Genomic DNA, 12,896 nt, shown 5'->3' on the forward strand with positions numbered 1-12,896 from the left:
ACAGCGTTCACGTGAACGGTGTTCAGTATAGTGAGGCCCATGAGCACACCGTCAAGCCCGGCCAGGGGCCGGCCCGCCCGACTCAACCAGGCCCGCACCGTCCGGACCGCCCTTGACCTGCTGAACGAGTCCGGGCTCGACGCGCTGACCATGCGCAGGCTCGCCGATGCGATGGGCGTCCAGGCCGGTGCGCTGTACCGCTACTTCGCGACCAAACAGGACCTGCTCACCGCCATGGCCGAGCACATGGTCGGCGGCGTCGCCGCCGTCCCCGGCCCGGCCGGGGACGGCGACTGGAGCGAGGGAGTGGCGCGCCTGGCCCGAGCACTGCGCACAGCCCTGCTCGCCCATCGCGACGGCGCCCGCGTCTACGCCGGTACACACTCGACCGGCCCGAACACCCTGGGCTTTGCCGACGGCCTCATCGGGGTGCTGCGTGTGGCGGGCTTCAGCGACGGTGAGGCGGCGCGGGCGCTCTACGCGGTGTCCCACTTCACCGTTGGCCATACCCTGGAGGAACAGGCCGTCCTCCGGCCGGAGGACGGGGGGTCCACCGACGCGGGGGCTCTGCGCGACGCGGTGGTGGAGGCAGGGACGTATCCGCACCTCGCCGCCACCCTGCCGGTGCTCACCAGTACGGACTTCACGGCACACTTCGAGTTCGGGCTGCGGCTGCTCCTGGACGGACTGCGTGCCGTCCGGCGGTGAGCCCGGCGGCGGTGCTCCCCGCCGCGGCCTCCCTGCGGGGAGCGAGCGTCGGGGCCGGCGGATGCTCGTCCAGGAGTCGATGCGGCTCCTACACGGTGACAGGCCGATCGGACTGCGGATAGGCGGCCCGCTCCATCGAGGCGCACGGTCGCAGCAGCCCCGACCTCAAGTCACCTCTCCCTGCGTTGCCCTGCAGAACGTGCCGAGCCCTTCATATGGTTGACCTGCCCAGGAGTGCCGGGTGTGGCTATCAATCCTCTGCTACTTGTGGCTTGCGCCGATCGGCCGCCCGGCACCCCACGACGACCCGGTTGCCAGTTAGGAATTGCGAATGATCGCTCCGTAGGGAATCGACAGCGAGGTCGTCCGTGGGAGGTACCAGCACCAACATCACGGAGGCACCAGCATGGTCTCGATGGGCCGGAATCGACGCGAGAAGGCCCCACCACCACTATGTGCCGATCGACGAGAGCGGCCGCCGACTGCTGCCCCGGCGCATCGCCAATGACGAGCCCGAATCGCTCACACTTCTCGCCGATGTTCAGTCCCTGGGTGACGAGGTGGCGTGGAGGACGGCGTGCCCAGGCCCATGCCGAAGCGAGGAGTTCGTGCGCCGGGCTCCGCCGCCGTGAACGACTCACCCCCGGCCGCCCGACCTCGCGCAGCCGGGGCAACGTCGACCAGCGCCGCCGCGACCTGCGCGGCCAGCTGCGCCCCGAGCCGCTGAGACAATGCAACACACACTGCGAGCCGATGGTCCGATCGCTGGCCGCACAGCGGTTCTTCGACTTCCTCGACGACCACGTCGGCCTAACCAACTCCTGACGTATCCACACTCTGCGCCGCACCCACGGAACCCTGACCATCCGCCGCGCCGGCAGATACCGTGCTGCCCACCGCTGCGGCGGGCAGTGCGGTACGAACCGTCCTCAGGCCGATCACGATCGCGCCAAGGCAGACCTGTCCGGCGTTCCATCGTCCGGCGCTGACGAGTTCGTGCCCGATAGGCGGTGAGACGTCGCCAGGTGGGTGATGCCGTGCTCGACCCGGATCCGGAGTGAGGAGCGTGCCCTGCGCTGGCGTTCGTGCATCTCCTCGTCCCAGTCGGGGGCGTTCTTCTTGAACTTGCGGTGCGGTGGCGTCACCACCCGGCCACCGGTCTGGGCGCCCAGGCCCTGGTAGCCGGCATCGGCGAGGATCTCGACCGCGGGCCCGTCGGGCAGGAGCTTGACCGGTCCTAACTGGCGGGCTTGGGTGATGTCCGCGTAGCTTGCGGGCCGTGCCGGGCTGTACCAGAGCGCGCGGCCTTCGCCGTCTGCGACGACCATGGACTTGACGGCGTTCTGCTTGTTCTTGTCGGGGGTGAACTTGTCGCGGTCCTTGCGTCCGGCGGCCGGGCGGCGAACCCGGATCTCGGTACTGTCGATGACGCCGGTCGTCCCGCTCGAGCCGAGATGGTCGATGACCTCGGCCAGAGACCGCAGTCGCACGTCGAGGCTGACGGTGCAGCCTCGCTCGGCGAGCAGGGGCCGCACCTCGCTGATGACTCGGGTGATGGTGGAGCGGTCTAGCCGAACCAGCAGGCCAGCACGTCGTGGGTGACCCCGCAACGGAATTGGACGAGCGTGGCCAGGAGCCGGTCGACGAACACCAGCCGGTGCCTCGCACCGGCGCCCACGGCCCGCTTACGCGATCGAGCGGCGAGTCTCGCTTGGTGACGCTCCTGACACGAGGGGCCGATCTTTTCGACGAGTTCGGCGATCACTCCGGCTGTCAGACCCGTGATCTGCCGATTGGTGACGGTCACCGCACGCGTTGCGTTCCCCACCACCTGACCATGATCAACCATCCAGGCTCGACGTCTCACCGCCTACCGTGCACGAGCTCCTTAGCCCAGGCATTCCTGGCACAGTCGCCAATCGGCGCCCGCTGGCGAGGCACGGCGAAGCCAAGGCCGGGCGAGTGGTGCAGATACTGCAACCACCACGGGTCCACCGAGACTTTCCCGCCCACCTCGTATGGCTGGTCCGGCTAATGGGACGCGATCGTCCGACTGGCGTCCCCTGCCACTTGTTCTAACCACTCCGGGCCCTACCGATGGTCGAACCCGCGCCGTCTCGCGGGTCGTGCAATGTGCAGCACGGCAGCTGGAGCAACGAAGACCGCGCGGATGCCGCGCCTTCGCTTCGGCCGTATCTGCCAGACCGGTACTCCCCGACCTCTCCCTACGTTGCCTCACGTGACCTTCGCGCCCGCAAGGCCGATACTGCCCCTGTAGAACCCAGGAGATACTCATGAGGATGCTCATCAACGTCCTGCGAACGACTGACAGACGGCCAGCATCTGCATGGACCTGACAGCAGACCACTGTCAGGCCATCTTGCCGTCTCACTGCCCAACCGAGAATCCTCGATGAGGATCCGCTCCCCGAACCTGCTATGCAGTGAGTTGATAATTGAGGACGGCTGCGGCGGTGCTGAGGCTGCCGGGCATGAGGTGTCGGTAGGTCTTGAAGGTGACGTCGATGTTCTTGTGGCCGCCCATCCATTCGGCGACGTCGGTGAAAGGGGTGTTGTGGGTGAGGCAGTTCGAGGCGAAGAAGTGCCGGAAGCTGTAGAGCACCATGCCCTCGGGGATGTCCGCGTCGCCGGCCCTCTTAATGCGTCACCATTGGTTGTTGAGGTAGTAGTGCGGGAACGGCCGGACCGGGTTTTGGGGATGGCGGAGTAGGTAGCCGTCGGTGGTGCCGTGTGTGGCGGCGTACCGCTCGATCGTGTTCCTGACGCGGGCGGGCAGGGGTACGTCGCGGTATGCGCCGGTCTTGCGGTGTTTGAGGCGGGCGCAGTGGCCGGTGGTCTGGTTGACCTGTTCGGTGATGCGGTAGACGTCGTCGGCGACGATGTTGCGGAGGTTGACGGCGGCGGCCTCTGCGTTGCGCATGCCGCAGCCGCTCATCAGGTCGCTGATCAGCCGGAAGCGGTCGTCGCCGGCTGCGCGTATCTGCCGTAGTTGTTCGGGTGAGGGGATGACCGCGCGCTTGGGGTCGTACTGGGGCGGTTTCACGCCCGCCAGGGGATGGTCCTCGAAGAGGCCGAGACGGTGGGCGTCCAGGAGGATCGCCTTGAGTTCGTCGAAGGCGTTGGCCTGGGTGGCGAGCCCGACGCCGGCGCGTTCCATGGACCGGACGAAGCCGTCGACGACCTTGTGGTCGAAGGTGTTCATCCGCCGGCTGCCCAGCAGCGGGAGCATGAGGTGCTCCAGCAGCGAGTCCAGGTGCCTCACCGAGGCCGGGCCGAGGTCACGCTGGCCGGCCTTCCACTCGGCCGCGTACTGGGCGAACCGCATCGCCCCGTAGCGTGAGACCCGCTCCGCCTCCGCCTGCCCCCGCGGCGTGGCCTTCTTCGCCTTGTAGACATCCGTCAGGCGTTCGATGGCATCGTCCTGGGTCGCGAACCCAGACTCCTCCACCTGCCGCCCCGCCACCGACCGGTAACGGATCTTGTAGGAGTGCGGGCACTTCGACCACCGCGACTGCGGATGCTCACACTCCTTGAAGAACGACCGACCCCATCCCACGAACCAACGCATCCCGGCCCATGGCTGACCGACTCCCACGACTGAAGCTGACAGTTTGCTGACGGTCAGGCATCCGACACGCCGTTGAGCTGCTGAAACGTCGGTGAAGCTCGCTATGTGGTGGAACTTCATCGGACGGTCACATGAGGAGATCGTGCAGGCTCGCTTCGGCGAGGTGCACGGCTACGACGGGGCACCGCTGCCCGCGCCGGAACTGCCGAACGCGTCCTTGAAGCCGCGACGAAGGGCGCGCTGACCTGCGGATACGGCGCGCCGCACGTCGACAGGCCGGATCGCTGCTGCGCCTGCTCGGTAACGCGGGAATCCCGCAGCCCCACGTCGGCTCCAGCCGTGTACGTGCCTCTGAAGCTGCCTGCGACTCCCGATGCGTGGGCATCTGTGGGCAGCTCTAGCCGAACACGACTTCCGCCGACCATCCAGCATCAGACCACGCAGATAACACGCACCCCATCGCCGCTGATCCGGCCGCGGCAACGACTCGAACACATCGGCGACGAACTCCGCCAGCTCCCACGAGCCCGCGAGCGGCCGTCGACCGCCTCGGGGTAGCGCGGCGGCCCCGGACGTTGCCCTCCACGGCGACCTGACCTCGCTGGTCAGCGCGGAGCCCGTCGCCTGATCCGCCGGCGGGCGCCGAACCCGCGATACGGCCGTCCGGCGGGACGCCCCCGCATCTGCTCGTGCTCCAGGTGCCGGAACCAGGTGCCCAACGGCCGTACCGGCCGTTCTCCGGGACGGCATGGTGAGGGGACTTCGTGTTCTGGGACGGATCGGGGAGAGTCCGGGCGACGGGTGGGTCCTTCTACGAGGGGCCGCCGCCCCGGATGTCCGAAGGGATTGAGCCGGACGATGGGTACCGTGACGTATCGAGCACCCTGGGCGGCCGGTGGGCGGATCACCGGGGACGCCACAGCGCCCGAGGGGGCCGTGGAGGCCCTCGCAGCCGACGGCATCGCGGCCACGCGGGAACAGGGGGACCTGCCCGCATTCATGCGCCTGCAGATCCGTCCGGCGCCTGGCCCTTGGCCGCGCCGCTGGGCGGGGAATGCCGGCGGGCTCCGGGGGAGCCTGAAATGTGCGACTACGCGCGATGCCTGGCGCTGGCTCTGGCCGCCCCAAGCGGGGACAACCCCTGCCGGTGCCCGCGGTGCGGCACCGCGCACGCCCCGGCGGCGTGACGCGCTCGCACCCCCGAGCCGGGGCGACCGGGTTCACCGGGGCTGGGCAGTCCGGCGTAGGCGATGCTGAGGACCGTGATGGTCCGGGTCTGCTCCCCGATCAGGAGCACGACGGCAAGGCCGCCCGAGGCCCACAGCCTGAGCGCGTCATCCCCCCCAACACCGCCGCCGCTGCCCGAACGTCCCGGTGGAGGTCACGTTCGCTCGGTAGCGGCGGCGGAAGAAGACCGGTCATCGTCGCGTCAGCGGAAACCTCACAGCAGTCACTGCGCGCTGCAGCCCACTGGGCGGTCCAGCAGTTCTCTGAGTGTGTCGTAAGCGCTTTGTGTGAACGTGCTGCGTGCCGAGGGCGCGGTGTTGGCGAGTGCGGCGAGTGCGGTGTGTCTCTCGGGAGCGAAGCCGGTGAAGCATACGAAGCCGCGGGTGGCTCCGGAGTGGAAGTACAGGGTGTAGTCCTCGAAGCTGCGGGTGTTCCAGATCAGGGCTTTGCGGGTGCTGCCGCGGGGTTGTTCGGGGTGATGGCGCACTGTGTGCAGGGCGTTGGTCAGGGTGGTGTGGCGGGGGTCGAGATGGGCGTCGAGGTAGCGCAGCAGGTCCTGGGGTGTGCTGTGGATGCCGGTGGCGGCGCTCAGGCCGATGGACCGCATCGGGGGTGTGGGCCGGCGTCGGTAGTGGCCCTGGGCGAGATGGTGGGGGATTGGACGGTTCGTGGGGGTGGGCTTGGGGCTGGGTGCCGGTGCTGCTGTGGTGTGGGTCAGTGCCAGGGGTTGGCAGATACGGCTGCGTACGAGCTCGGCGTACGGGACGTCGGCGGCGCGGGCCAGGAGTTCGCCGAGGAGTCCGACGCCGAAGTTGGAGTAGCGCGTGCGGCGGCCGGGGGCGGGATGTGGCCGCGTGTACACGGCGGCGTGCAAAAGGTGCTCGGTGGTGTAGGCGGCGTAGGGGGCGGTGAACCAGCGTGGCAGCGCTGTCAGGTAGAGGTTGCGTGGCAGCCGCGGCAGGCCGGAGGTGTGGGTGGCCAGGTGCCACAGGGTGATGTCGGCGGTTGCCCGGTGGCGGGTGGGGTGCGAGGCGGGCAGGTAGCGGATGACGGGATCCGAGAGAGCCACCTCCCCGGCTTCGTGCATGTCCGCCAGCAACAGGCCGGTGAAGGTTTTGCTGAGGGAGCCGATCTCGAAACGCGTGAGGGGGCTCGTCGGTAGGGCGTCGTGAGCTTGGCTGAGCCGGCCATGGCAGGCAAGGGCATAGTGGGGGCCTTGGATGGCCACGATGGCCATGGCTGTCGCCGATCGCGCCGTCGACGTTCGCGCTCTTGCCGCGAAACCGTCCATGCGGCGTGTCAGCTCGGGTGAGGGTCGGCGCCCGTCTGCCACCGGTGACGGCGCCTGACGGTCTGCCGGGGGCGGGGCGGTGTCAGGGGCCGGGGGCGTGAGCACGGGTACCGTCCAGGGCGCGGGAAAGGGCGACGGTGCCTGCCATGACAGCCACGACGGCGGTGTGGCAGTGGTCTTCGTAAGCCGTGCGCGGGTCCTGTGACACCGGCTGGTTGTCGAAGGGCACGAGTCCGTCGCTGCGCTGGGCCGCGCACAAGGGCAGCCAGCTGGCGGCCGTGCACGCTGGTTCGGGCAGGCAGGCGTCGGTGAGCAGCAATTCACCCACGAGGTCCCATTGTTCGACTTCGCTCCAGACCTCGGTCCACACCGGGAGCCAGCGGTGCAGGTAGGCTTGTAGCTCTTCAGGCAGGTCATCGGGACGGGCGCCCCAGTCGGTGAGGTGGAAGACGGTGTGCGTGACGTCGTAGGCGCCCAGCCAGTCCAGCACCCACGGTTCAGGAGTGGAACCGAGCCAGGTGGCCGTGGTGGCGTCACGGCGGTCGTCACGGGTCGCGATGCCGACGACCCGGGCGGCATTGGCCACGCCGAGCCTGCGGTTGGGGAGCAGTTCGGCCGCGCGGACGGAACGCATCCCGAGCAGGTGCGCCAGGAGGCGTTCCAGTGCGGGGTGCCGATATCCGCCGGCACGCTTGAACGGCGCGTACGCTTCCAGCGGGTCGGTCAGCAAGGGATGACGCAGCTGCCGTTCGTACAGCAGGTCGCCATGGTCGAACTGCTCCCATGCGTGGCCGAGCAGGGTGCGTGCGGCCGCGGTCTCTTCCACACCGCACACGCCTTCGCGCAGCACGATCGAGGCGGCGAGAGCGAGTTCCGCGAGGGGTTTGTATTCCTTGTCCGGTTCCGGCAGCGAGGCGGTGGCCGGTGCGGTGAAGGACCCGTGAGCGTGATGAGCTTGCAGCCATCGCAATGCTCGTGACGTCAAAGTCTGGAGGCTGCCGAGAGCCGGCGGGTCGTTCACGCCTTGCTGCTTTCCGCCAGCGAGGTCCGTCTGGCCATTTCGAACTCCAGGGCGGTGCGGACGTCGGCGGTGCTGTTGAACACTGACAGGTGCTCAAGCACCGGTTCGGTCTCAAGCGCCAGGGCCACGCCCGCTGCCTCCAGGTACACCAGCCAGCGTACGAGACGGGTGGCGACGGCGTAGTCCCGGCGCAACATGGCCCACGTCGTGCCGCGCGCCAGGGCGAGGGCGCCCTCGCGGGCTGCTGCGTGCACGGGGCAGTCGAGACCTGGTGCGACGAGGCACGACAACTGCGCCATTGCCGTGCACCAGAACTGCCAGGCGGCTGCGTGGTCGAACGAGCGCGGTCCGGTGTTCCGTGGCATGGGGCACTCAGGCGCGGATCGGTCGGCCCGGCGCAGGAGTTCGTGGGTGGCCCAGTCGCGCCACCCAGCGGCACCGGCCGCCCATGTGTTGTGTTCGGCGAGTGCGGCTCGCGGGAATCGGTGCAGGGAGTCGATGACGGCCTGGACACCGTCGTGGCTCAGCGGCGCGCCGGCCAGTGCGAAGGGTGCCAGCGCGTCCGGACCAAGGATGCGTACGGCCGCCAGAGCGGCCGTACTGTCCAGGGACCGGCTGACGAACTGGGCGAGCGGATCGGCGCCCTGCGGTTCCTGGAGGGCGTTCAGAAGCTGGAGCGCGAGTTCCTCGGCAGCCTGCGCGTAGCGCGCACGTACCGTGCTCATGCTGGCCGCACCTGCCTTACCCTCGGCAGCCGGACTCTCTTACGTGCCTCAGTCACCGGGACGTCAGACCTTCTTCGGCTTCTTCGGCTCCTTGGGCTCCTTGGGCGCCGCTACGATCAGGCCCAGGAGCAGCCCTTTGGACGCCATCCGGGGCGTGAACAACGGAGCGTCACTGACCGGGCTCACCTGGCAGGTCATCAGCTGTGCCACGGCCTCCTGCTCGGCAGGTCCGGCCGCAGTCTGCAGTGTTTGTGTCACCAATTTCTTCCTCCTTGATTCTTTGATTCCTTGGGAAACCGGCCGCTGAGCCGGATACATTCCGGCACTCGGGCGTCAATCATCAAGATCAGCTGTCGCCATGGGGTGTGCCGGGAAAACGTCAGCCCGTTTCAGGCGGGTCCTCGGTCGACCACTGCTGCCTTTTGTCCAGCGGGTTGGTTCGCAACAGGACAGCAGGATTGTTGTTCCCCGAGGCTGCGAGCGCGTAGTCGCGGTACTTGTCGTTCTCGAGGAAGGCGTAGGTGTTCTCGACCAGTGACACGTGCCATTTCTGCGAAGTCCGGCCACTGCATGGCTGCAATCGGATCACGTATCCGTCCCCCTTCGCCTCCGCGGTCATACACAGGTTGGGGGAGGCGATGCTGCGCAGGCTGATACTGCCGTCTGTCTGCGGTACGGCGATCCATTGCTGGTTCTTCTGACCGTTTCGCGCATAGGTCTGGACGGGTTTGCCGGCGCTGGCATCGTTCTCGGTGACGTCGAGGTATTGACCGTTTCCCTGGTTCTTGATCAGGATGTTCGTCGGTTCCTCGGCGTTGGCCGGCGACGCTGTGAGCAACATGAGTGACACCAGCACGGGTACCGCAGTGGAAATGCTCCACGGATGTGAGCGAGGCATGCATAGCCCCTTTCATTTGGTGAGAGCGGGCTGCGACGGTCTGAAGGCGGCGACTTCGCAGCGCTGCGTCAAATACTGCCAGAGCGGCTCGGATACCGCATGCGGCGCATACGGTGCGGGTGCTCAGCATGCCGTGTGGGAGCTGGGCGGCAGGGAAGCGGAAGAAGATCAAACTCTGCAGTCAATTCCAATGAGCGTCGTCGGGAGCCTCCAGCCGGGAATGGCGTCACGGCTAGGCACTGACAGGATGCACAGCTGGTCGCCGAGAGCAGGGCGGGCAGGACGGTGTCAGTGCCGTAGACGTGATTCACCCCAGCGGCCGTACCAGGAGCCGTCGTCCTCCTGCTCGCGCAGCAGGCAGTTGACGCCCGCCCAGGTGGCTGGGACCCGGGCACCGCCGCGTCCCAGCCGTGGTGGATGCGCCCCAGGTCCGGCGACCGTCGCGCCGGGACGGTCGGCCGGACGGTCGGCGCGGCATCCCGGCGCCCTGCGGGATACCACTCAGGCGTAGTGCCGGTAGACGGCCTGGGCCACGCAGGCGGGCTTGCCGCCGCCCTCGACTTCGACGGTGAAGGTCAGCCCCATCTGGACACCGTCGCCCTTGACCTCCTCGACCGAGTCGACCAGGCCGTGCAGGCGGATCTTGGCGCCGACCGGCACCGGGCTGGGGAAACGGACCTTCTCCAGTCCGTAGTTCACGCTCATGGACGCGCCCTCGATCCGCAGCAGCTCACCGAACATGGGGATGATCAGCGAGAGGGTGAGATAACCATGGGCGATGGGGCCTCCGAACGGCCCTTGCTTCGCCTTCCGCGGGTCGGTGTGGATCCACTGGTGGTCTCCGGTGGCGTCGGCGAAGGTGTTGACGCGTTCCTGTGTGACCTCCAGCCAGTCGGTGCGGCCGAGGTCCCGGCCGGCGAGGGAGAGGAGCCCATCGAGGCCCTGGACGGTGGTCGGCATGGGGGTCCGCCTTTCGTGGGACGCTGGTGATCGTCAGTTGCCGGAGGGGGCGCCGGGACCGGACGCGTAGATCCTGCGCACGGCGGACTTGATGATCTTTCCGGAGGCCGTCCGGGGCAGTGCCCCGGCGACGGTGACGGTTTTCGGGATCTTGTACTTGGCGAGCTTGCCGTGCAGGTGCGCGAGGAGCTCCAGGCCGTCGGCGGGGCGGGCGGTGTCCAGTACGACGACCGCGTGTCCGACCTCGCCCCACACCGGGTCCGGTACTCCGACGACCGCGCATTCGACGACGGCGGGATGGCTCATCAGGGCGTTCTCGACCTCGGCCGGGTAGACGTTCTCACCGCCCGAGACGAACATGTCCTTGACGCGGTCGACGATGTAGGCGTAGCCGTCCTCGTCCGTGCGGGCGACGTCACCGGTGCGCAGCCAGCCGTCGGCGGTGAAGGCGTCGGCCGTGTCCTGGGGACGGTCCCAGTACCCGGTCATGACGTTGGGTCCCCGCACGAGGACCTCGCCGCTCTGGCCGGGGCCGGCGGTCCGGCCGTCGGGCAGTGCCACCCGGGTGTCCGTGAAGAAGTGCGGTACTCCGGCGGAACCCGCCTTGGCGGAGACCTGCTCCCGGTCCAGGAAGAGCACGCCGGGGGACGCCTCCGTCATGCCGTAGCCCTGGCTGAAGGCCAGGCCGCGAGCGAGGTAGGTGTCGATGGTGCGCCTCGGTACCGGGGCCCCGCCGCAGCTCACGGAGCGCAGACTGGACAGGTCGGTGTCCGGCCACCGCGGCTGGGCGGCCATCGCGTCGTACATCGTGGGCACGCCGAACATGTACGTCACCCGCCGGCTCTCGATGGTCTCCAGCACCCGCCCGGCGTCGAAGGCCTCCATCAGCACCACCCGGCCGCCCTTCAGCAGGGTCGGCAGACAGGTCATGTTCAGCCCGGCGGTGTGGAACAGCGGGGCCACCACGAGCGTCACCTCGTCGCTGGTGAGGTCGGTGTCCACGAGGACGTTGACGCTGTTCCAGGTGATGTTGGCGTGGGAGAGCACGGCGCCCTTGGGCCGGCCGGTGGTCCCCGAGGTGTACATGATCATGCAGGGGTCGTCCGGGGCGACGGGCTCGTCCAGGGGCTCGCGTCCACCGCCCGTGACCAGGTCCTCGTGGGCGAGCGCGCCGGCACCCGCCGGACCGAGGGTGATGCGGTGGCGTACGGCGGCGTCCGCGCAGGCGGTCGTGGCCGTCTCGGCGTGTGCGGTGCTGTACACCACTACGGTGCTGCCGGAGTCGGAGAGGTTGTACGCCAACTCGGGCGCGGACAGCCGGTTGTTCAACGGTACGAAGACGGCGCCGAGTGCCCCGGTCGCGAACAGCGTCTCCAGGAAGGCCGGATGGTTCGGGCCCAGATAGGCCACGCGGTCGCCGCGCCCGACGCCGAGGGAGCGCAGCGCGTGGGACAGGCCCAGCACACGGTCGTGCAGGTCCCGGTAGGTGAGTTCGGTGTCCTGGTGGACGACCGCGGTGCGCTCCGGTGTCTTGCGGGCCCGGCGTGCGGGCCAGGAGCCGATGCCTTGGTTCAACACGGCGATTCCCCTCAGTCCTCCAGCAGGCCGAGCAGCCGGACGGCGTTGTCCTTGAGGATCTTGGGTCGGATCTCGGGCTTGATGTCCAGTTTCCCGAAGTCGGCCAGCCACCGGTCGGGGGTGATGACCGGGTAGTCGGAACCGAAGAGCACCTTGTCCTGGAGCAGCGAGTTGGCGTACCGCACGAGTTGAGGCGGGAAGTACTTCGGTGACCAGCCCGACAGGTCGATGTACACGTGCGGCTTGTGCGTGGCGACGGCCAGGGCCTCGTCCTGCCAGGGGAAGGAGGGGTGGGCCAGGATGATCCGCAGCTCGGGGAAGTCCACGGCCACGTCGTCGACGAGCATGGGGTCGGAGTACTTCAGCCGGATGCCGCCGCCTCCGGGCAGGCCGGCGCCGATGCCGGTCTGCCCGGTGTGGAACAGCGCGGGCACGCCCAGTTCCTCGATCGCCTCGTAGAGCGGGTACGCCATGCGGTCGTCGGGCGAGAACGCCTGGACGCTCGGGTGGAACTTGAATCCCCGCACGCCGTGCTCCCGTACCAGGCGCCGGGCCTCCCGGACGCCGGCCCGGCCCTTGTGCGGGTCGACGCTCGCGAACGGGATCAGGACGTCGGCGTGCGCGGCGCAGCTCTCGGCGACCTCCTCGTTGGCGATGCGGGGGTGGCCGGTGGCGTGCTCGGCGTCCACGGTGAAGACCACGGCGGCCATCCGGCGTTCCCGGTAGTACGCGGCCATCTCGTCGATGGTGGGCTGCCGGTGGCCGTGTACCTTGAAATACTCTTCGGAGGCGCCGAAGAGCTCCGGGCTCAGCGCGCCGTGGCCGTCCTTGGAGATCTCGGCGTGGGTGTGGACGTCGAGGGCGGTGAGCGCGGCGACGTCGAGGGCCAGGTCGCTCATC

Annotated in this window: 13 protein-coding genes and 2 pseudogenes; 2 read left to right on the forward strand and 13 right to left on the reverse strand. The window is 68.6% G+C overall.

What is annotated here, in order from left to right; genetic code table 11:
• Nucleotides 1-39: 39 nt before the first annotated feature.
• Nucleotides 40-708, forward strand: a complete 669-nt coding sequence (locus ACZ3IG_RS24600) for a TetR/AcrR family transcriptional regulator (protein WP_467434688.1) — start codon at nt 40-42, stop codon at nt 706-708.
• Between the two features lie 938 nt (nt 709-1,646).
• Here the strand turns inward: ACZ3IG_RS24600 and ACZ3IG_RS24605 are convergent.
• The 4 genes from ACZ3IG_RS24605 to ACZ3IG_RS24620 all read right to left on the reverse strand — a co-directional run bounded on the left by ACZ3IG_RS24605 (nt 1,647) and on the right by ACZ3IG_RS24620 (nt 4,284).
• A complete protein-coding gene (locus tag ACZ3IG_RS24605) occupies nt 1,647-2,243 on the reverse strand; it encodes a transposase family protein (RefSeq protein WP_467434689.1) in 597 nt (198 codons plus the stop codon).
• 32 nt (nt 2,244-2,275) lie between these two features.
• Nucleotides 2,276-2,515, reverse strand: a complete 240-nt coding sequence (locus tag ACZ3IG_RS24610) for a transposase family protein (RefSeq protein ID WP_467434690.1) — start codon at nt 2,513-2,515, stop codon at nt 2,276-2,278.
• A gap of 629 nt (nt 2,516-3,144) precedes the next feature.
• Nucleotides 3,145-3,333, reverse strand: a complete 189-nt coding sequence (locus tag ACZ3IG_RS24615; protein WP_467434691.1) for a hypothetical protein — start codon at nt 3,331-3,333, stop codon at nt 3,145-3,147.
• Between the two features lie 39 nt (nt 3,334-3,372).
• Nucleotides 3,373-4,284, reverse strand: a complete 912-nt coding sequence (locus ACZ3IG_RS24620; RefSeq protein WP_467434693.1) for a tyrosine-type recombinase/integrase — start codon at nt 4,282-4,284, stop codon at nt 3,373-3,375.
• A gap of 106 nt (nt 4,285-4,390) precedes the next feature.
• Between ACZ3IG_RS24620 and ACZ3IG_RS24625 the strand changes: the two are divergent.
• Nucleotides 4,391-4,540: pseudogene (locus ACZ3IG_RS24625) on the forward strand (pirin family protein); the annotation flags it as partial.
• 95 nt (nt 4,541-4,635) lie between these two features.
• Here ACZ3IG_RS24625 and ACZ3IG_RS24630 read toward each other — a convergent pair.
• The 9 genes and pseudogenes from ACZ3IG_RS24630 to ACZ3IG_RS24670 form a co-directional block, all read right to left on the reverse strand.
• Nucleotides 4,636-4,812: pseudogene (locus ACZ3IG_RS24630) on the reverse strand (transposase); the annotation flags it as partial.
• 934 nt (nt 4,813-5,746) lie between these two features.
• Nucleotides 5,747-6,814, reverse strand: a complete 1,068-nt coding sequence (locus ACZ3IG_RS24635) for a serine hydrolase domain-containing protein (protein ID WP_467434694.1) — start codon at nt 6,812-6,814, stop codon at nt 5,747-5,749.
• A gap of 82 nt (nt 6,815-6,896) precedes the next feature.
• Nucleotides 6,897-7,835, reverse strand: coding sequence for a DUF6895 family protein (locus ACZ3IG_RS24640; RefSeq protein WP_467434695.1), 939 nt, complete (start codon nt 7,833-7,835; stop codon nt 6,897-6,899).
• Nucleotides 7,832-8,560 carry a hypothetical protein gene (locus ACZ3IG_RS24645; RefSeq protein WP_467434697.1) on the reverse strand — a complete coding sequence of 243 codons (729 nt, stop codon included), beginning with the start codon at nt 8,558-8,560 and terminating at the stop codon, nt 7,832-7,834. The genes ACZ3IG_RS24640 and ACZ3IG_RS24645 overlap by 4 nt, the downstream gene beginning before the upstream one ends.
• Nucleotides 8,561-8,623: 63 nt before the next feature.
• The gene (locus ACZ3IG_RS24650) at nt 8,624-8,818 is read right to left on the reverse strand and encodes a hypothetical protein (protein ID WP_467434698.1); all 195 of its coding nucleotides are present in this window, start codon (nt 8,816-8,818) and stop codon (nt 8,624-8,626) included.
• Between the two features lie 121 nt (nt 8,819-8,939).
• A complete protein-coding gene (locus ACZ3IG_RS24655) occupies nt 8,940-9,401 on the reverse strand; it encodes an RICIN domain-containing protein (protein WP_467434699.1) in 462 nt (153 codons plus the stop codon).
• A 558-nt stretch (nt 9,402-9,959) separates the two neighbouring features.
• Nucleotides 9,960-10,418, reverse strand: a complete 459-nt coding sequence (locus ACZ3IG_RS24660) for a MaoC family dehydratase (protein ID WP_467434701.1) — start codon at nt 10,416-10,418, stop codon at nt 9,960-9,962.
• A 33-nt stretch (nt 10,419-10,451) separates the two neighbouring features.
• Nucleotides 10,452-11,996 carry an acyl-CoA synthetase gene (locus ACZ3IG_RS24665; protein WP_467434702.1) on the reverse strand — a complete coding sequence of 515 codons (1,545 nt, stop codon included), beginning with the start codon at nt 11,994-11,996 and terminating at the stop codon, nt 10,452-10,454.
• 11 nt (nt 11,997-12,007) lie between these two features.
• Entirely contained in the window at nt 12,008-12,895 is an 888-nt protein-coding gene (locus ACZ3IG_RS24670) for an amidohydrolase family protein (RefSeq protein ID WP_467434703.1), read from the reverse strand.
• Between the last annotated feature and the right edge of the window lies 1 nt (nt 12,896).

The sequence above is a fragment of the Streptomyces sp. NPDC016677 genome (genome assembly GCF_055562815.1).

Bases quoted from the DNA above. Each gene is read 5' to 3' on its own strand.
- ACZ3IG_RS24645 (WP_467434697.1), bottom strand. From the start codon at position 8,560: ATGAGCACGGTACGTGCGCGCTACGCGCAGGCTGCCGAGGAACTCGCG.
- ACZ3IG_RS24670 (WP_467434703.1), bottom strand. From the start codon at position 12,895: ATGAGCGACCTGGCCCTCGACGTCGCCGCGCTCACCGCCCTCGACGTC.
- ACZ3IG_RS24615 (WP_467434691.1), bottom strand. From the start codon at position 3,333: ATGGTGCTCTACAGCTTCCGGCACTTCTTCGCCTCGAACTGCCTCACC.
- ACZ3IG_RS24655 (WP_467434699.1), bottom strand. From the start codon at position 9,401: ATGTTGCTCACAGCGTCGCCGGCCAACGCCGAGGAACCGACGAACATC.
- ACZ3IG_RS24635 (WP_467434694.1), bottom strand. From the start codon at position 6,814: ATGGACGGTTTCGCGGCAAGAGCGCGAACGTCGACGGCGCGATCGGCG.
- ACZ3IG_RS24660 (WP_467434701.1), bottom strand. From the start codon at position 10,418: ATGCCGACCACCGTCCAGGGCCTCGATGGGCTCCTCTCCCTCGCCGGC.
- ACZ3IG_RS24600 (WP_467434688.1), top strand. From the start codon at position 40: ATGAGCACACCGTCAAGCCCGGCCAGGGGCCGGCCCGCCCGACTCAAC.